Below are 17924 nucleotides of genomic sequence, written 5' to 3'. Positions count from 1 at the left end.
CTTAAAGCCCCATGGTTTTGGCGCAATCGACACGTAGGGCGTCAGCATGGCGGATACAATTTGATGATCGTTTCGAGCAGGGTAGCTTTTCGTGGATTGCTGGCGATGCTGGCACTTTGCGCTGCGCTCGCGCTCGACGTCAGCGACGCCTATGCCCAATCGGCCAATTGCTCGCGCCTGCAGCAAAGCCTGGCCTCGTTTGATCGCAATGGCGATTTCCGCAGCGTCGGTGGCAATACGCAGAATGCCCGCGATCTGGCGCGGCAGGTGCAGGCTGCCGAAAGCTCCTATATCCGTAACGGCTGCAATGATGACGCCAAGGCCGGCCGCACCCTGACACGGCAGTGCCAGGGCATTGGCCATGATGTGCTGCGGCTGCGCGATCAATACGCCAAGGTCGCCAGTTCGGTGGAAACCGGCAATGCGGTGGCCCAGCAGCGCGAAGCTATCTTGCAGGAGCTGGCGCGGTTTGGCTGCGGCGCCGATCAGGGCGGCTCCAGCGCCACCTTTACCAATGAACGGCAGGGTGTTTTCGACCGTATTTTCGGCACCAGCAATGACCCCAACTATCAGGACGGCACCATTGTCGGCGACGATGATATCTGGGGGGATGGCAGCGCGAACACCGTGCGCACCGTCTGCGTGCGCCTGAGCGACGGTTACTTCTGGCCAGTGAGCTATTCGACGCTGCCCGACATGGTGGGCAATGACGCGGCGGTGTGTTCCCAGCAATGTCCGGGCACGCCGACGCAGATCTATTACTATGACAACCCCGGGCAGGAGGCGGAGGATATGCGCAACCTGTTCAACGAACGTTATACCGCCCTGCCCAACGCCTTCCGCTATCGGCGCGAGTTCGACAAGACCAGCACCTGCAAGCCCGCGCCCGTCGCCGGCAATATCACTCAGGTGTCGGATGCCAATGGGCAGATGCGCAGCATGGTGACGCTGGACGGCGGCAGTTTCCCGCTGCCGTTGCGCGATCCACGGCGGGCTTTGCCGGTCGCGGCTCCGGTTGCGCCAGTCAAGCCGGTGCAGCCCGTTGAGGCGCCGCTGCAGACCGCGCAACTGCTGGATATTCCCCTGCCCCGGCCGCGCCCGCCGGGTCCGGGCGAGAGTCCGATTGCCAAGGCCGTGGTACCGGAAGACGGCGACAAGACGCTGCGGCTGGTTCAGTTCGGTGACAAGGTGGTCAGAGTAGTCGGTCCAGACACGCCTTACGCCCAACCAGCGGAAGCAGGGACTTAAGCTCGGGTCCATCGTGCCGGCCGGTCAGCGCCATGCGCAGCGGCAGGAACAGGGCCTTGCCCTTGCGATCAGTGCTGGCCTTGAGGGCATTGGTCCAGGTTGACCAGGTGGTTTCATCCCATGGCTCGGCGGGCAGCAGCTCGCGGGCCGCCGTGATGAAGTCGCGGTCTTCGGCTGCGATCACGGGCTCGACCGGGCCGGTGATGAGTTTGGACAGCTCGACGATGTCACCAAATCTGGCGAGATTCTCGCGTAGCAAGGTCCAGGCAGCTTCGTTGTCCAGCCCCAGCGCCGCCAGACGCGGCTGGGCAGTTTCGAACGACATGGTGTGCAGGATGCGGGCATTGAGGCTGTCGAGTTCGGCAGGATCGAACCGCGCCGGGCCATGGGAGATCATCGACAGATCGAGCTTGGCGGCGATGTCGGCAAAGCTGGCATAGGGCTCGATCGACAGGCTGGTGCCGGTCAGCGCCGCCATGATGCCCACCGCGATGGCTTCATAACCCTGTTCGCGCAGATCAGACAGCGACAGCGAGCCGAGACGCTTGGAGAACCCCTGCCCCTCGGCATCGGTCAACAGGTTATGGTGCCCGAACTGCGGCACGGCGCCGCCGAGCGCCTCGAAGATTTCGATCTGCGTGCCGGTATTAGACACATGGTCTTCGCCACGAATGACGTGGCTGATCTTGAGGTCGATGTCATCGACCACCGAGGGCAGCGTATAAAGATAGGAGCCATCTTCGCGCACCAGCACTGGATCGGACATCGAGGCGGTGTTGACGGTCTGTGGACCCTTGATCAGGTCGCTGAACTGCACCGGGCGGCCGTCGAGCTTGAAGCGCCAATGCGGCTTGCGGCCTTCGGCTTCGAGCCTGGCGCGGTCGTCATCGGTCAGCTTGAGTGCGGCGCGATCATAGATCGGCGGATTGCCCAGAGCGCGGGCGCGCTTGCGGCGGCGATCCAGTTCGTCTTCGGTTTCGTAGCAGGGATACAGCCGACCGGAGGCCTTGAGCGTAACAACAGCCTGATCGTAAAGCGCCGTGCGTTCGGACTGCCTCACCAGCAACGATGGGCTGATGCCAAACCAGGCCAGATCCGCTTCGATGCCATCGGCCGAAGTGCGGGTGGAGCGGGCAAAGTCGGTATCGTCCATGCGCAGGATGTACTGCCCGCCATGGGACTGGGCAAAAAACCAGTTGAGCAGCGCCGGGCGGGCATTGCCAAGATGAAGCCGGCCGGTCGGCGACGGAGCGTAGCGGACAATGATGCTCACGATGCGGACTCGTCGCGATAGCCATTGGTAATCGGATAGCGGCGGCCGAGGCCAAACGCCTTGGCAGTCAGCTTGGGACCGGGAGCCGACTGGCGGCGTTTATATTCGGCAATGTTCAACAGCTTCTCGATACGTTTGACCAGGGCCAGATCAAAACCCTTGGCGACGGTGTCCTTGACCGACAATTCCTGCTCGACCAGCGCTTCGATGATGGCATCGAGCACCGGATAGGGCGGCAGGCTGTCCTGATCGGTCTGGTTGGGGCGCAGTTCGGCGCTGGGGGCCTTGTCGATGATCGGCTGCGGGATGACTTCGCCCGCCGGCCCGAGGCTGTCGCCCGGATGGTGGGCATTGCGCCAGGCGGCCAGATGATAGACCTGCATCTTGAGCAGGTCCTTGAGCGGATTGTAGCCGCCGTTCATGTCGCCATAGATCGTGGCGTAGCCGACCGCCATTTCGGACTTGTTGCCAGTGGTCAGCAGCATGGAGCCGAGCTTGTTGGACACAGCCATCAGCACCACGCCACGCATGCGCGACTGGATGTTTTCCTCGGCCAGATCGGGCGCACGATTGCCAAAAACCGGTGCCAGTTCATGGAGCGCTTCATCGACCGGATTGCCGATCGAAACCACGTCATAGCGCACGCCCAGGCGTTCGGCGCAGTCCTTGGCGTCGGTGAGGCTGGCCTCGGAGGTGTAGCGATAGGGCAGCATGATGCAGTGGACATTTTCCGGACCGAAGGCGTCCACCGCCATGGCCGCCACCACGGCGCTGTCGATGCCGCCGGACAGGCCCAGCACCACCTGCTTGAAGCCGTTCTTGTAAACATAGTCGCGCAGGCCGAGCACGCAGGCGCGCCATGGCGCTTCGTCCACCGAGGTCAGCGGCGTCACCGTGCCTTTGACGCAGGTCCAGCCATCGGCCTCATAGGCCCAATCGGAGATGATGAAATCGGTAGCGAAGGACTTGCCCTGAAACACCAGCTTGCCGTCCGCTTCCATGCCAAATGAGGCGCCATCGAACACCAGTTCGTCCTGTCCGCCGACCTGGTTGAGATAGAGCAAGGGCACACGATCTTCGGTGACGCGGGCGCGCACCAGATCCTTGCGGACATGCTGCTTGTTTTTCCAGTAGGGCGAGCCATTGGGGCAAAGCAGAATTTCTGCGCCCAGCCGCACCAGTTGCGCACAGACCCACGGATGCCAGACGTCTTCACAGATCGGAATGCCGATCGAGACACCCCTGATGGTCACCGGCTCGGGCAGCGGCCCGGCGGTGAAATAGCGCTTTTCATAGAAGATATCGTCATTGGGCAATTCGCGCTTGTAGCGAACGGCGCTGATTTCGCCATTTTCGGCAACCAGCACGGCATTGTAGAGCACGCCCCGCTCGCGCCAGATGGTGGGCAGGATCAGGCTGACGCTGAGGCCCTTGGTGGCGGCGACCAACGCATTGGCCGTGGCAATCGCATCATCGACAAACTGCGGCTTGAACAGCAGATCATCGGGAAAATAGCCGGTCAGGAACAGTTCGGACAGCATCAGGATATCGGCCTTGGCCACCGCGGCGTCGGTCAATGCCGTGCGCGCCAATGCCAGATTTGCCGCCAAAGCGCCAACCTTGGGATTGAGCTGCGCCAGCGCAATACGAAGACGATTGGTCACAAAAATGCTCGCTGCCGAAGTGGAAAAGGGGCGAACCGGCGCAGGACCGGATGCGCGCAAAGACTTATCCGCTCACCCCGGCAAGGGCAAGCGGACAAAGGATTGATGGGTCGATGAAGGCTAGAACTTGCCGGTCAGTTCAAACAGCGCGCCGTAGCGGAAGATGCGGGCGAAATTGCTGGGCAGGTTCAGATCGATATTGGCGCCGCCGGAATAGCCTTTGACGGCAGCTTCCAGATCGCCCTGAATATACCAGGCACGGCCGCCGACGCGCAGCACCAGATTTTCTGTCGGGTGGAAGCCCACCATCATTTCACCCATGGCGCCGTAGCCGTGGCCGGTCAGGGCGGTCGGGGCGCGTTCGTAAACCGTCGCGCCGGGGAGGACGAAGCCGTTCGGCGCGCTGCCGCCCATGGTGCCGGTGACCCAGGCGTAGGGAACGGCGGCGACTTCGGCCTGCACGTCGAGCTTGTCGCCCAGAGCTGCCTCGCCCTTGATGCCGAGGCGGAGCGCGTGAATGTCGAAATTGTCCTTGGCGTCGCCCACGGTGGCGGGCACACCGCCGGCAAAGCTGGCGGCATATTTGCCAGTTCCGATATCGGGCGCGTCTTTCCAATATTGGTAGCCGACAAAGCCGCCAAGCGCGGTGTCCTGCTCCATGCTGCCCAAGGGCAGCCAACCGAAATCCGCCCCGGCATAGCCGATGGCGGAACTGGCACCAATGCTGCCGGAACTGGCCGGCGAGATGGAATAGGTGCCGGCGGTGCTAAAGCCGATGCCGGCGATACCCTTGAGATAGGTCTGGGTGGTCAGATCTTCGATCTTGCCGTGCAGTTCGCCAAGATGGGTGTTATCGCGCACCGAAAGGTTGACATCGCCCAGGGTTACGCCGCCGGACTTGACGGTGAAGCCGGCGTCCTGATTGCCCCAGGAATACCAATAGCGGGTGCCGAATTCGAAGCGGATCTGGTCGTCGCCATTGCTCCAGTCCTGGGAATAGGCAGGACGCAATTGGGTCGAATCCGGATAGTCGGCGGCTACTACAGGCATCGCGGCGGCGAGGCTGGCGGTTGCGACAGCAATGGGGATCAGGCGCACGATGGATCCTCCGGATCGGATGACCTGCTCAAGGTCCGGTGGGCCATTTATGGGTTATTAGGGTTAATGATCCGCTAAATGCCGCCACGCGGTTCTTGGCGTTTTGGTAACAATGTTGATCAAAGATTCGGCCTAGAACGCCATCTCATGGCTGACCTGCGCAACCCAGGCGGCGTTCGTGAGTTTTGTTGCAAACGAAGCCTGAAGAGTGAGCGCCATGACCTCCCGGATACTGGTTGTAGAAGACGAGATTTTTGTTGCCGCCGAGATCGAGTATGTGATCGCCGAAATGGGCCACGAACCGGTGGGGGTTGCGGCTGATCAGGAAACAGCGCTGAAACTGGCGGCGCGTGCCGATATTGCCCTGGTCGATCTGAATTTGCAGGACGGCCCCACCGGCATGTCGATTGGCCGCATTCTGGCGCAGACCCATGGCGTGACCGTGCTGTTCATGACGGCAAATCCATCGCAGTTGGGGAATGGCATTCCCGGGACGCTGGGCGTCTTGCCCAAGCCGGTGACGGAGCGCGAGTTGAAGCAGGCCGTGACCTTCGCCGTGGCGCGTCATCGCGACATCGAAGCGACGCCGCCGCAGCGGCTCAAGCTGTTCAACTGGGGCGGCCAGATGGCCGCTAGCGCCTAAGTCACTCTATCTGGATGCCGATGAAATTCAGGCCGGTTCCTCGGCCTGAAGTCTGGCCGACCGGCGCAACGACGTGATGGGCAGATCAACGATGATCCTGAGCCCGTCATCTTCCCAGATCCGCTCGAGTTTACCGCGCATCTGGCCTTCAACGCTCAGCGCAATAAGACTGGACCCGAAGCCCTTGACGTCGCTTGGCGCCGGCCTCGGGCCACCCTGCTCTTTCCAGGTCAGGCGATAGTGGTCGCCATGGGGCTCGCCCGTCAGGGTCACGTGGCCGCCATCCACCGACAGCGCACCATATTTGGCAGCATTGGTGGCCAGTTCATGGAACAACAGCGCCAGTGGCGTGGCGGTGCCATCATCGATCTCGGCATCGGAACCGACGAAACTGAAACGATTTTCGTCTTCCTGATACGGGCTGAGCAATTGTGCGATCAGCGCCCACAGCGAACTCTGGTTCAGCTCCGGGCGCGAGATGTGGCTGTGCGGGCGCACGAAATTATGGGCCTCGCCCAGCGCGAAGATGCGCTGCCGCAACTGGTCGGCGAAGGGTTTGACCTCTGGCTTGCCACGCGCGGACAGGCCAATGATGCTGGTCAAAACCGCAAAGATATTCTTGATGCGATGGCTGAGTTCCTGCGCCACCAGTTCGCGCTCTTCGGCGACCAGCTTGGTTTCGTTGATATCGGTGCAAGTGCCGAACCAGCGTATGATGGTGCCCTTGTCGTCCCGGATCGGCAGGGCCAGGCCCAGGGTCCAGCGATAGGCGCCGGTGTGGTGGCGCAAGCGGTACTCGATCTGGTAGGGCTCGCCAGTGTTCAGCGAATGCCGCCAGGCTTCCCAGGCGCGCTCCTGATCATCGGGGTGGAACATGCCGTTCCAGGCCTCGCCATCGGTGGAGCCGACCGGCATGCCGGTGAATTCGTACCAGCGAGCGTTGTAATAATCGTGGAAGCCATCCGGCAGCGTTGACCAGACCATTTGCGGCATGGTGTCGGCGAGCGTGCGGAAATTCAACTCGCTTTTGGCCAATGCCTCGGCGACCAGTTTTTGCTCGGTAATGTCGACGACGACACCGGGAAAGCGGGTGACCCTGCCAGCAGCATCGGTGCGCGGGCGGCCGGAGGCAACGACCCATTGCACCCTGCCGTCCTCGCTGCGGACCAGGCGGTATTCGGACCGATAGGTCGAAGCATTGGCGACGGCGGTGGTGATTTCCTGTTCAACGCGCGCGCGATCTTCGGGATGAACCGCGTTGAGGAACTGATCAACCGGAACGCCGATGCCGGCCTGCAACGGGTCGATGCCGTGGAGCTTGGCGAAACGATCGTCTGCCGTGACCACGTCATGTGCCACGTCCCAATCCCAGGTGCCGACCAGATTGGTGCCACTGAGCGCCAGCGACAACCGCTCCTCGCTGCGGGCCAGTGCCGTTTCGGCCAGCACGCGCTCGGTGGTTTCATAGACTGTACATAGCGTGCCGAGCGGCCGGCCGTCTTCACCCAGGATCGGGCTGTAATGCAGGTCCATCCAGCCCGATTCCAGGCTGCCGTGACGGTTCAGCACCAGTTCCTGATCGCGCAGGACAAGCGCCTCGCCGGCCATGCCCAGCTCGATCTTGTGCCGGTTGAAATCGGCGATCTCCGGCCAGGCGGTCAAAACCGGCATGCCGAAGATTTCCGGGTGGCGATTGCCGGCAAACGCGGCATAGGCATCGTTGTAGATCAGGATGCCATCCCTGCCGATCAGCAGCACCATTGGGCTGGAGGCCGCCATGATCATGCGCACGACGCCCCGCACGCTGTCCGGCCACAACTGGATGGGCCCGAGCGGGTTGCCGGACCAGTCAAAGTCGTTGACCAGCTTGAGCGTTGGGCTGCGCTCCAGGCGTTCACGCACTTCTGGCGTGGCCGCCGGGAAAAGAGATTTTGGCATAAGCAGGTTTTAGTCTCGCTGCAGGAAATACGGATCGCACACAGCAAAGCGCCGCGCATTCTCGGGGGAACGCGCGGCGCCTCGATTCAGTTCTACGGCGACATAAATTATTCGCCGGCGGCGCGTTCGACCCGGGCAGGTTTTTGCGCGTGGACTTCCTCAGCGACGAGAAACGCCAGTTCCAGCGCCTGGCTGGCGTTGAGGCGCGGGTCGCAATAGGTGTGGTAGCGATCCGACAGCGAAGCCTCGGTGACCGCCGAGACGCCGCCGACGCATTCGGTGACGTCGTCTCCCGTCATTTCGATATGCACGCCGCCGGCATAGGTGCCCATTTCGCGGTGGACATCGAAGAAGCCCTTCACCTCGGACAAAACCTTATCGAAGGGACGGGTCTTGTAGCCGGTGGAGGCCTTGATGGTGTTGCCGTGCATTGGATCGGAGCACCAGACGACGGTGCGGCCGGCCTTCTGCACGGTTTCAATCAGGCGCGGCAGGTGCTCATGGACCTTTTCGGCGCCGAAGCGGCCGATCAGGGTGATGCGGCCGGCTTCGTCGGTGGGGTTGAGCCGGTCGAGCAGACGCAGCAGGTCATCGGACGACATCGACGGGCCGCACTTGATACCGATGGGGTTATGGATGCCGGAGAAATATTCGACATGGGCCGCATCGGGCTGGCGGGTACGATCACCGATCCAGATCATGTGGCCGGAGGTGGCGTACCAATTGTTGGTAATGGAATCCCGGCGGGTCAGCGCTTCTTCGTAGCCGAGGAGCAAGGCTTCGTGGCTGGTGAAGAAGCTGGTCTGGCGCAGGGCCGGGGTATTGTCGGGGTTGAGGCCGAGCGCTGCCATGAATTCGATGGCATCATCGATCTTCTTGGCCAGTTCCTCGTATTTTGGATACCAGTTCGAACCCTTCATGAACCCAACGGTCCACTCGTGGATACGGGTCAGATCAGCATAGCCGCCCGAAGCGAAGGCCCGCAGCAGATTGAGTGTTGCCGCCGACTGGCGATAGGCCTGCAACATGCGATCCGGATCGGGAATGCGCGAGGCTTCGTTGAAGTCGATGGCGTTGATGATATCGCCTCGATAGCTGGGCAACTCGACGCCGTTGATCACTTCGGTATCGGATGAGCGCGGCTTGGCGAACTGGCCGGCGACACGACCAACCTTGACCACCGGCTTGGAGGCGCCATGGGTCAGCACTACGGCCATTTGCAGGAACACCCGGAAGAAGTCGCGGATGTGATCGGCGCCATGCTCGGCAAAGCTTTCGGCGCAATCGCCACCCTGCAGCAGGAAGGCCTCGCCACGCGCCACAGAAGCCAGCTTGGCCTTGAGATCACGGGCTTCGCCGGCAAACACCAAAGGCGGGAAAGTCGAGAGCTGGCGTTCGGCTTCGCGCAACTTGGTGGCGTCGGGATAGGCCGGGACCTGGGAGATCGGCTTGTCTCTCCAGCTGCTTGGCGTCCATGTGCTCATTTTAGGTCTCGCTTGGCCGTTAAAGCCAGTTTTCAGTTGGCTGCGGTCTATCAAGGCCGGCCCGGCGTGCCAAGGTACAATTGGTCTTAGACCTTGACCCCATTGCGGTAGCGATAGGTCGGCGCCTTGAAGGTTACCAGTTCTTCGGCAGCGCTTGGATGCAGAGCGATGGTGCGGTCAAAATCCTTCTTGGTGGCGTTCATTGCCATGGGTAGCGCCACCAGTTGGATCATTTCGGCGGCACCCGGCCCCAGAATGTGGCAGCCCAGCACCTTGCCCTCGTCCGCCTCGGTGATCAGCTTGAGGATCATCCGATCGCTCTTGGTGGACAGCGTGTTGATCATCGGCCGGAAGCGGGCGACATAGACGTCGATATTGCCATGCGTTGCCGCCTCGATTTCGGTGAGGCCGACGACGCCGATTTCCGGTTCGGCAAATACCGCCGTCGGGATCAGCGAGTGATCGACGGCCAGCGGATTGTTGTTGAACACGGTCTCGGCGAAATACCAGCCTTCGCGGATCGCGACCGGGGTCAGCGCAGCACGACCGGTGACATCGCCGACGGCATAGATCGACGGCGTCGTGGTCTGGGAATACTTGTCGACCTTGATGGCGCCGGCATGGGTGAGTTCGACACCGGCGGTTTCAAGGCCCAGCCCCCTGACGTTAGGGGCCCGCCCGGTGGCAAACATCACCGCACCGAACGGGGCAACCACGCCATCGCTGAAGGTCACCGAAATATCGGCTCCCTGCTGTTTCAGCGACGCGATGGTAGTCTGGTATATCAGCTTGATGCCACGGGTTTGCAGGCCTGCTTCCAGCCCGTGGCGCATGTCCTCATCGAAGCCGCGCAGCAGGCAATCGCCGCGATAGATAATGGTCGTATGAACGCCAAGCCCGGCAAAGATGGTGGCAAATTCCACGGCAATGTACCCGCCGCCCTCGATCAGGATCGAATGCGGCAGCGTCTTGAGATCAAACGCCTCGTTGGACGAGATGCCCAGTTCCGCACCGGGGATATTGGGAATCTTGGGATGCCCGCCGGTGGCGATGAGGATGTGCTTTGCTTCAAGCACTTCGCCGGTGCCGACGATCCTGACGCTGTTGGGACCGGTGACCACGGCGCGATCATGAATGATCTCGACCCCGGGCTTTTCCAGACCCGCCGTATAGGCGGCCTCCAGCCGGGCAATTTCCTTGTCCTTGTTGGCAACCAGGGTTGGCCAATCAAAGCGGGCATCGACCTGCCAGCCAAAACTTTGGGCGACGTCGAACAGATCGGAGAACCGGCTGGCATAGACGAACAGCTTCTTGGGCACGCAGCCGCGAATGACGCAGGTGCCGCCGACGCGGTATTCTTCGATGATGACGGTCTTGGCGCCATAGCTGGCCGCCATGCGGGCGGCGCGGACACCGCCGGAGCCGGCACCGATAACCACGAGATCGAAGGTTCTGCTCATCGGCGTGCTCCAGCAAGGCCACCATATATCGGGTGGCGCATCGCATAAAAAAAGGCCCCGCACAAGGCGGGGCCGGTCGGTTCAATCGGCGCTTTGACTAGAGCGCGACGCCATTGGCTTTGAGCTCGGCGCGCACCTTGGCAAAGAATTCCTGGCGCATGTTATTGGTGAACACTTCAAGCACCTTGCTCAGATCGCCGTTGACCTGGGCGGCAGTCTTGGCCAGCTTTTCACCGGCGGGCGTGGAGTAGAAAGCCACAATCTCGGTCAGCTCTTCGGAGGTGAACTGGACAGCATAGACGCGGGCGAACTGATCCATCAGATCGCCCTTCTTGGCCTTGTACTCCTCGAGGATCTTGGAGATCGCCTTGTTGGTCGCGTCGCTGAGCTCAGGGTTCTGCTGCACGATCTGGCGCATGGTTTCCACCGCGGCTTCGACCATGGTGGTTTCATAGATCTGGGCGCGATCGGTCAGATCAACATATTTGCGCGCCAGCTGCAGCTGTTCAGGGCCGACTTCCTGCGCGTAGGCGGGCATGGACACTGCCATCAAGCTCGCGCCAATCATGATCGCCGCAAATGCCTTCAAGCGCATTTTTCCACCTGTCATTGCCTTAAAACCCATCTTGCACGTCCACCTTGTTTGCACAGCGGCTAGTTATCGAGCGTTCTTACGCCATCTGGCGTTGCGACATAAGCCCTTTTGCAGAGCCCCAGAAACAGGCCGTGCTGAACTACGCCGGGAATATCGAGAAGTACCCTCGAGAGTGCTTCTGGATCGGAAATGCGGCCAAAAAATGCATCAAGGATCAGGTGACCACCGTCAGTGACATATGCCGTGCCTGCCGCATCGTTGCGCAACTGCAGCTTGTCCTCAGCGCCATGGGCCAACATCACCAGTTCCAGCGCGCGCCGCGTGGCGCCCAGACCGAACCGATTGACCTCGACCGGCAGCGGAAAGCGCCCAAGGGTTTCGACCAGTTTGGAGCTGTCTGCAATCACCAGCATGCGATCGGACGCTGTGGCGACAATTTTTTCGCGCAGCAGCGCGCCGCCAGCGCCCTTGATCAGTGCCAGACCCGGCCCAATTTCGTCGGCCCCGTCGATGGTGACATCCAGCCGATCAATCGTATCGAGATCGGTCAGCGGAATATTGAGCGAGAGGGCCTGACGCGCCGTGACTTCGGAGGTTGGCACGCACAGGCACTCAAAGCCATTGGCCACCTGCTCGCCGAGCAAATCGACGAAATGCCGTGCCGTCGAGCCAGTGCCAAGGCCGACGCGCATGCCGGATCGAACTTCGCGCAGCGCCATGGCGGCGGCCTGCCGCTTCAAATCTTCACTCAAAGTCTGCTCCTGTGGTCCGCGTCGCGCCATGTCACTGCTTAAGGGGCAGTTCACGTGCTGGTGAAGAGGCATGTAACCTATCGGCAACACAAATCCGGCGATAATGCGCTCAGTGTGGCAAAATCGCGGCAGTTGCTCTTTTCGCCCCACTGCAAACCGCGTAAGCAAGCAATTAACTATTTCCGGCGAATCATGAGCCGGCTTTACTGTCAGAGGCGTAGCGGCACATGTCTAAAATGAAATCGGCGATGGCACTTATGCTGTCGGTGTTGGTTACTGCTGCCATGGTGGCCCCATCGGCTGCAGCTGTGCGTTACAATGCTGATACCAATGAGTTCGAGCAGGTAACCTACGGCACGGGCGCTCATAAAGGCAGCCCGATCAAGCGCCAGGTTGTTGACTACGAAACCAAGTATCGCCCCGGCACCGTGATCGTGGATACGGCCGAACGGCGCCTGTATTTCGTGCTGCCGGATGGCCAGGCCGTGAAGTATGGCGTTGGCGTCGGGCGTGATGGTTTCCGCTGGTCCGGCGAGCACCACATTTCCCGCAAGGCCGAATGGCCAGGCTGGACGCCGCCGGCGCAGATGCGCAAGCGCGTTCCGGATCTACCGGCTTACATGCCGGGTGGCCCGGACAATCCACTTGGCGCGCGCGCCATGTATATCGGCTCGACGCTTTATCGCCTGCACGGCACCTCGGAACCCTGGTCGATTGGCCAGGCTGTCTCTTCGGGCTGCATTCGCCTGACCAATGAAGACGTGGTCGATCTTTATGATCGCGTTTCGGTCGGCGCGCTGGTCGTCGTCAAGCAGTAAAGCTGCTCCCCTGTTTTTGAAGGGTCGGTTCTCAGGAACCGACCCTTTTTATTTGCTCATGCCTTTGAAACTGCGCGATTGCAGATTAGGTTGGCACGATGATGATACAGCCACTGCCCGCAATTGCAGACGCCCTGCCCGCCGCGCGACCGCTGGTTGATCGCTATGGGCGGCATATTTCCTATTTGCGCATTTCGGTGACGGATCGCTGCGACTATCGCTGCGTCTATTGCATGGCCGAAGACATGACGTTCCTGCCCAAGCGGGACATTCTCACCTTCGAGGAAATTGATAGCATTACGGCCGCTTTTGTTGCACGCGGCGTTAGCAAATTGCGGCTCACGGGTGGCGAACCGTTAGTGCGACGCGACATCATGGAACTGGTCAAGACGCTTGGCCGACACCTGCGCGGCAATGGCCTGCAAGAGTTGACCATGACCACCAATGGCAGCCAGTTGCGCAAATATGCCGGTGCGCTGGCTGATGCGGGCGTGCGGCGGTTGAATGTTTCGCTCGACACGCTGGATCCCGATCGGTTCAAGGCCATCACCCGGCGCGGCCGGATCGAGGATGTGTTTGCCGGCATCGATGCTGCGCTGGAAGCGAAATTAGCGATCAAGATCAACATGGTAGCGATGCGCGGCACCAATGATGACGAGATCGAGACCATGATGGCTTGGGCCCATGGCAAGGGCATGGGGCTGACGCTGATCGAAGGCATGCCGCTGGGCGAAGTTGGGATCGACCGCGTTGACAGCTATCTGCCGCTGCGCGAATTGCACGACCAATTGAGCCGCCGCTACACGCTGGAAAAGCTCGACCAGCGGACCGGCGGCCCGGCGCGCTATGTCCGCGTAGCCGAAACCGGCGGCGTGCTGGGTTTCATCACCCCGATGAGCCACAATTTCTGCGAAAGCTGCAATCGGGTCAGGCTGACCGCGACCGGGCAATTGTTCATGTGCCTTGGCCAAGACGATCAGGTCAACCTGCGTGACGCCTTGCGTGATGGCGGTCATGACGAACTCGATGCCGCGCTGGATCGGGCCATGCTGCTCAAGCCCAAGGGGCATGATTTTGTCATCGACCGGGCGCGGCCGCAGCCGGCCCTGGGCCGGCACATGTCGGTTACCGGCGGCTAGCCGATTTCGACGCCAGCCTTAAAAATTCAATCAGGTGTATCGCCGATGACCGAGCGCCAGACGGCCCAGGCCGGCAAGATCATTTTCCTGCACGGCGCGTCAAGCAGCGGCAAGTCGACATTGGCGCGGGCATTGCAATCGACCATCGGCCAACCGTTTTGGCACGTCTCGATCGACCATCTGCGCGATGCCGGCGTGTTACCCTCGGCCCGGATCAAGAGCGGAGAATTCGCCTGGTCCGGGATGCGCAAGGCATTCTTTGGCGGATTTCATGGCTCGTTGGCAGCTTATGCCGCGAGCGGCAACAATCTGATCGTGGAACACATTCTGGATACGCCGGGATGGCACGGCGACCTGGCGGCATTGCTGAAGCCATTCGAGGTGTTTTTCGTCGCTGTACACTGTCCGCTCGGCGAGTTGATCCGCCGCGAGCAACAACGGGGCGACCGCGGCATCGGTAGTGCCGAAAAGGATTTTCACGCCATTCATCAAGGGGTGAATTACGATCTGGAACTGCAGACCGCGAGCGGCGTGGACGCAAATGTCCAGCGGATCATCGCGGGGTGGGCGGCGCGAAAGGGCGGATCGAATTTTTTCGTGCTGCCTGCACCAATCTGACTTGGCAGGCCCAAGGCCCAAGCGCTACCGGCTGACCGTGCGTTCGACCAGTTCCACCAGGATGCCATCGGGGTCGCGGACGAAGGCGACGCGGCGGAACATTTCGGTGTAGCGGGCTGGGCGGGGCTTTTCGACGGGCTCTATGCCGGCGGCGACCAGCTTTTCAAACAGCACGTCGATATCGTCGAAGGCGAAGGTGATATGCCGAACGCCCGCCTCGTAGTGCGGAACGTCGCGGGAAATCCCCGTGCGCTCGGTGCGCCCGAAGATTTCGAGCATGCCACTGCCGGAATCAAGAAATGCGGTGTCGCCCACATCGCCTTGTTTGCGCAGGACTAATTTCAAGCCGAGCAGATCGCAATAGAACCCGATGGTGCGGTCCAGATTGCGAGACGTCATCCCGATATGTTCAAAACCGAGCAACATGGCTATTTATCGTCGTCAGTGACCAGAGCATAATCGAGCGGCAGCGCCGTCGTATACTTGATCTGCTCCATGGCGAAAGATGAACTCACGTCAGTCAGCGCGATCTTGGCGATCAGCTTTTTGTAGAAGCTGTCATAGGCGCCGATATCGGGCACGACGATGCGCAGCAGGTAATCGACATCACCGCTCATGCGGTAAAACTCGACCACTTCGCTGAAATCTTCAACTACGGTGGCGAACTTGCGCAGCCAGCCTTCGGAATGCTCATTGGTCTTGACCGAAACAAAGACCGTGACGCCGGCATTGACCTTGGCTGGATCGAGCACGGCGACGCGGCGCTTGATCACGCCATCTTCTTCCATTTTCTGGATGCGGCGCCAGCACGGCGTAGTGGACAGCCCGACCTTACGACCAATTTCAGCCACCGGCATCGTTGCGTCTTTTTGCAACAAGGTCAGAATTTTGCGGTCGATCTTATCCAACGCCATCACGTCCCCAGAAATCAGATTGCGAAATCAGCGGCTAATGCTGATCATTTTGGCATGATATCTGCCACGATCGCCAATGCAACGCAATAATCTTTCACGATTAAAGATGATTATGATAGTCACGTTTATTCCGCAGGACGCGGATTTTCGTCGCGCCACAGCCGTGGATTTTCGAACGGGCCAACCCAGATTCCACGTTTGGCGGCGCGCGCTGCCATCTCCTCCTGTCCATAATTATCAGAGGAAACCGCCAGCCCCTCCGACACCATGATGGCGCCAATGTCACGATTGGCTGACTGGCAGGTGGCCAGATAGCGACCGAAGCGATCCTGACCATCCTGCGCACAGGTGATTTTGGCAGAGAGCAAGGCGGCCAATCGGTCGCGCGCTACCCGGCCACAGGGCCAAACCGCGCCGTCGGCCCGCTTGCAGCTCTGGGCCAGTTCTGGCGCATCGATGCCGAGCAGGCGGATGCGGTCGGCGCCATAGTGGAAGCTGTCGCCATCGCTGGCGCTGATCCTGCCGGAAAGCTCGGCAGGTGGCGGCTCCAGCAGGCTGGCGATAAAGGCGCATCCAGCCAGAATGACGATTGCGGCCACGGCTCCCCGAAATCCACGAAAAGCGGGAGGTCGGCGGGGATAGAAGGGCAAGATTTCACCGGGCGTTAACTACGAACTCGCTAGGGTTCAATTCAAGCGTAGCGGGTTCGCGTTGAGTTCGCATTATTTAGTACATGAGTATGAGTTCGATGCCCTATCAGCCCGCGAGCGGCGAGGTGGACGTTCGCTCCCAGATGGGACGCGAGCCCAAGGGTAATGCCCAGAAAACCGTGCTCGATGCCCGGCAGCGGCTCACTTCAAGCTCTGGCACCCGCTCGTCCTACGATTTTGAACTGATGAACGAATATGCCAGTGCGCGGTTGAACGGCGCGCTGCCCATGGCCGTGATCGTCATGATCCTGGCGCTGATGTCCAGTTTCTGGGTGCCGGCGCTGTTTACCGCACTGTGGGCCGGTTTGGTGCTGCTGAGCCTGACTGCTGCTGTGCTGGTGGCGCGGCGCTTCAAATCCATCACGCCGGCAAAGTTCAATGCCAGCCAATGGACCACCAGTTTTGTTGCCGCCGAAACCGTCTATGGCGTCGCCTGGTCGGCGCTGGCGCTGTTTACACTGGTGGCCAGCCCCGATGCGCTGGCAGCGGTGATGTTTGCCATGGTGCTGGTCTGCGTGGCGGCCAATGCCGTCGCCACCCGCACCCTGCCCCCGGCAACGGTGATGAGTACGCTGCCGGCGACCTTGACGGTCAGCATCAACCTGATCGCACTGGGCGGGACGCTGAATTACACGCTGGCGGCGGTGACCCTGTGCGGCGAAATCTTCTTCGTGTTCCTGGCTCGACAGATGCATGCCTCCGAACTGGAAACCATCACCCACCAGGCCGAAAAAGACTCGCTGATCAACGAGCTGGAAGAAGCGCGCCACATGTCGGATGAAGCGCGGCGCCACGCCGAACAGGCCAATATCGCCAAGTCGCAGTTTCTGGCGACCATGAGCCACGAGTTGCGCACGCCGCTCAACGCCATCATCGGTTTTTCCGAAGTGCTGAAATCGGAACTGCTGGGGCCGCATCAGGTGGCGCAATACAAGGAATATGCCGGCGACATTCATTCGAGCGGCCAACACCTGCTGAACCTGATCAACGAACTGCTCGACCTCAGCCGTATCGAGGCGGGCAAATACGACCTCAACGAGGAAGTAGTCTCGCTGGTCGATATCGCCGAAGACTGCCGCCGCATGATGGAGTTGCGCGCCAAGTCCAAGGGCATCGAACTGGTATTCAATGTCGGCAACAACCTGCCGCGACTGTGGGGCGACGAACGCGCCATTCGCCAGGTGGTGCTCAACCTGCTCAGCAACGCCATCAAGTTCACGCCCCAATCGGGCAAGGTGACGCTGATCGTCACCCGCAGCGGTGACGGCGGGCAACTGGTTTCGGTCAAGGACAACGGCCCGGGCATTCCCGAGGAAGAAATCGAAACCGTGCTGTCCTCGTTCGGTCAGGGCTCACTGGCCCAGAAGACTGCCGAACAGGGCGCCGGCCTGGGCCTGCCGATCGTGCAGAAGATCATGGAGCTGCATCAGGGGCGGTTCGACCTGTTTTCCAAGCTGCGCTTCGGCACCGAAGTGATCGCCACCTTCCCCCGCGCCCGCGTCATGGATGCACTGGCGCCCGTGGTGGAAAAGAAGAACCGGCTGGAGATTTACTCGGACGTCGGGTGAGC

The 17924-nt window shown here is 60.9% G+C and carries 17 protein-coding genes; 6 read left to right on the top strand and 11 right to left on the bottom strand.

The window, feature by feature from the left end:
• Positions 1-63: 63 nt before the first annotated feature.
• Entirely contained in the window at positions 64-1248 is a 1185-nt protein-coding gene (locus ABIT12_RS17285; protein ID WP_348040867.1) for a DUF2865 domain-containing protein, read from the top strand.
• Here ABIT12_RS17285 and gltX read toward each other — a convergent pair.
• From gltX to ABIT12_RS17270, 3 genes are all read right to left on the bottom strand, one after another.
• The gene (gltX, locus tag ABIT12_RS17280; RefSeq protein ID WP_407065644.1) at positions 1193-2521 is read right to left on the bottom strand and encodes a glutamate--tRNA ligase; all 1329 of its coding nucleotides are present in this window, start codon (positions 2519-2521) and stop codon (positions 1193-1195) included. The two genes, ABIT12_RS17285 and gltX, sit on opposite strands and share 56 nt — an antisense overlap.
• Positions 2518-4185, bottom strand: coding sequence for an NAD+ synthase (locus ABIT12_RS17275; RefSeq protein WP_348040865.1), 1668 nt, complete (start codon positions 4183-4185; stop codon positions 2518-2520). The genes gltX and ABIT12_RS17275 overlap by 4 nt, the downstream gene beginning before the upstream one ends.
• Positions 4186-4305: 120 nt before the next feature.
• Positions 4306-5283 (bottom strand): hypothetical protein, encoded by a 978-nt coding sequence (locus ABIT12_RS17270; RefSeq protein WP_348040863.1) that lies wholly within the window; start codon positions 5281-5283, stop codon positions 4306-4308.
• 217 nt (positions 5284-5500) lie between these two features.
• On the opposite strand from ABIT12_RS17270, the gene ABIT12_RS17265 reads away from it, so the two are divergent.
• Positions 5501-5926 (top strand): response regulator, encoded by a 426-nt coding sequence (locus tag ABIT12_RS17265; RefSeq protein ID WP_348040861.1) that lies wholly within the window; start codon positions 5501-5503, stop codon positions 5924-5926.
• A 27-nt stretch (positions 5927-5953) separates the two neighbouring features.
• Here ABIT12_RS17265 and ABIT12_RS17260 read toward each other — a convergent pair whose 3' ends face one another.
• From ABIT12_RS17260 to rpiA, 5 genes are all read right to left on the bottom strand, one after another.
• Positions 5954-7864 carry a PAS domain-containing protein gene (locus tag ABIT12_RS17260; RefSeq protein WP_348040859.1) on the bottom strand — a complete coding sequence of 637 codons (1911 nt, stop codon included), beginning with the start codon at positions 7862-7864 and terminating at the stop codon, positions 5954-5956.
• Positions 7865-7971: 107 nt separating this feature from the next.
• Positions 7972-9348 carry a class II 3-deoxy-7-phosphoheptulonate synthase gene (locus ABIT12_RS17255; RefSeq protein ID WP_348040857.1) on the bottom strand — a complete coding sequence of 459 codons (1377 nt, stop codon included), beginning with the start codon at positions 9346-9348 and terminating at the stop codon, positions 7972-7974.
• 86 nt (positions 9349-9434) lie between these two features.
• A complete protein-coding gene (gorA, locus tag ABIT12_RS17250) occupies positions 9435-10808 on the bottom strand; it encodes a glutathione-disulfide reductase (protein ID WP_348040855.1) in 1374 nt (457 codons plus the stop codon).
• Between the two features lie 97 nt (positions 10809-10905).
• Positions 10906-11403: a DUF2059 domain-containing protein gene (locus ABIT12_RS17245; protein ID WP_348040853.1), complete on the bottom strand. Its 498-nt coding sequence runs from the start codon at positions 11401-11403 to the stop codon at positions 10906-10908.
• A gap of 59 nt (positions 11404-11462) precedes the next feature.
• Positions 11463-12122, bottom strand: a complete 660-nt coding sequence (gene rpiA, locus ABIT12_RS17240) for a ribose-5-phosphate isomerase RpiA (RefSeq protein WP_407065646.1) — start codon at positions 12120-12122, stop codon at positions 11463-11465.
• Between the two features lie 281 nt (positions 12123-12403).
• Here rpiA and ABIT12_RS17235 point away from each other — a divergent pair, with 281 nt between their 5' ends.
• From ABIT12_RS17235 to ABIT12_RS17225, 3 genes are all read left to right on the top strand, one after another.
• Positions 12404-12973: a L,D-transpeptidase gene (locus ABIT12_RS17235; protein ID WP_348040849.1), complete on the top strand. Its 570-nt coding sequence runs from the start codon at positions 12404-12406 to the stop codon at positions 12971-12973.
• Between the two features lie 98 nt (positions 12974-13071).
• Positions 13072-14112, top strand: a complete 1041-nt coding sequence (gene moaA / locus ABIT12_RS17230) for a GTP 3',8-cyclase MoaA (protein WP_348040847.1) — start codon at positions 13072-13074, stop codon at positions 14110-14112.
• Between the two features lie 45 nt (positions 14113-14157).
• Entirely contained in the window at positions 14158-14730 is a 573-nt protein-coding gene (locus ABIT12_RS17225) for a phosphotransferase-like protein (RefSeq protein ID WP_348040845.1), read from the top strand.
• A gap of 24 nt (positions 14731-14754) precedes the next feature.
• On the opposite strand, the gene ABIT12_RS17220 is transcribed toward ABIT12_RS17225, so the two are convergent.
• From ABIT12_RS17220 to ABIT12_RS17210, 3 genes are all read right to left on the bottom strand, one after another.
• Complete coding sequence (locus ABIT12_RS17220; protein WP_348040843.1) at positions 14755-15156, bottom strand: VOC family protein; 402 nt, start codon at positions 15154-15156, stop codon at positions 14755-14757.
• A 2-nt stretch (positions 15157-15158) separates the two neighbouring features.
• Complete coding sequence (locus tag ABIT12_RS17215; protein WP_348040889.1) at positions 15159-15638, bottom strand: Lrp/AsnC family transcriptional regulator; 480 nt, start codon at positions 15636-15638, stop codon at positions 15159-15161.
• 131 nt (positions 15639-15769) lie between these two features.
• The gene (locus tag ABIT12_RS17210) at positions 15770-16243 is read right to left on the bottom strand and encodes a thermonuclease family protein (protein WP_348040841.1); all 474 of its coding nucleotides are present in this window, start codon (positions 16241-16243) and stop codon (positions 15770-15772) included.
• A 149-nt stretch (positions 16244-16392) separates the two neighbouring features.
• Between ABIT12_RS17210 and ABIT12_RS17205 the strand changes: the two genes are divergently transcribed.
• Entirely contained in the window at positions 16393-17922 is a 1530-nt protein-coding gene (locus tag ABIT12_RS17205; protein WP_348040839.1) for a HAMP domain-containing sensor histidine kinase, read from the top strand.
• Positions 17923-17924: the final 2 nt, after the last annotated feature.

The organism is Devosia sp. (genome assembly GCF_039927955.1).
GTDB lineage: Bacteria > Pseudomonadota > Alphaproteobacteria > Rhizobiales > Devosiaceae > Devosia.
Note: the sequence above shows the minus strand (reverse complement) of the source record. Positions and strands in the feature narration are given on the sequence as shown.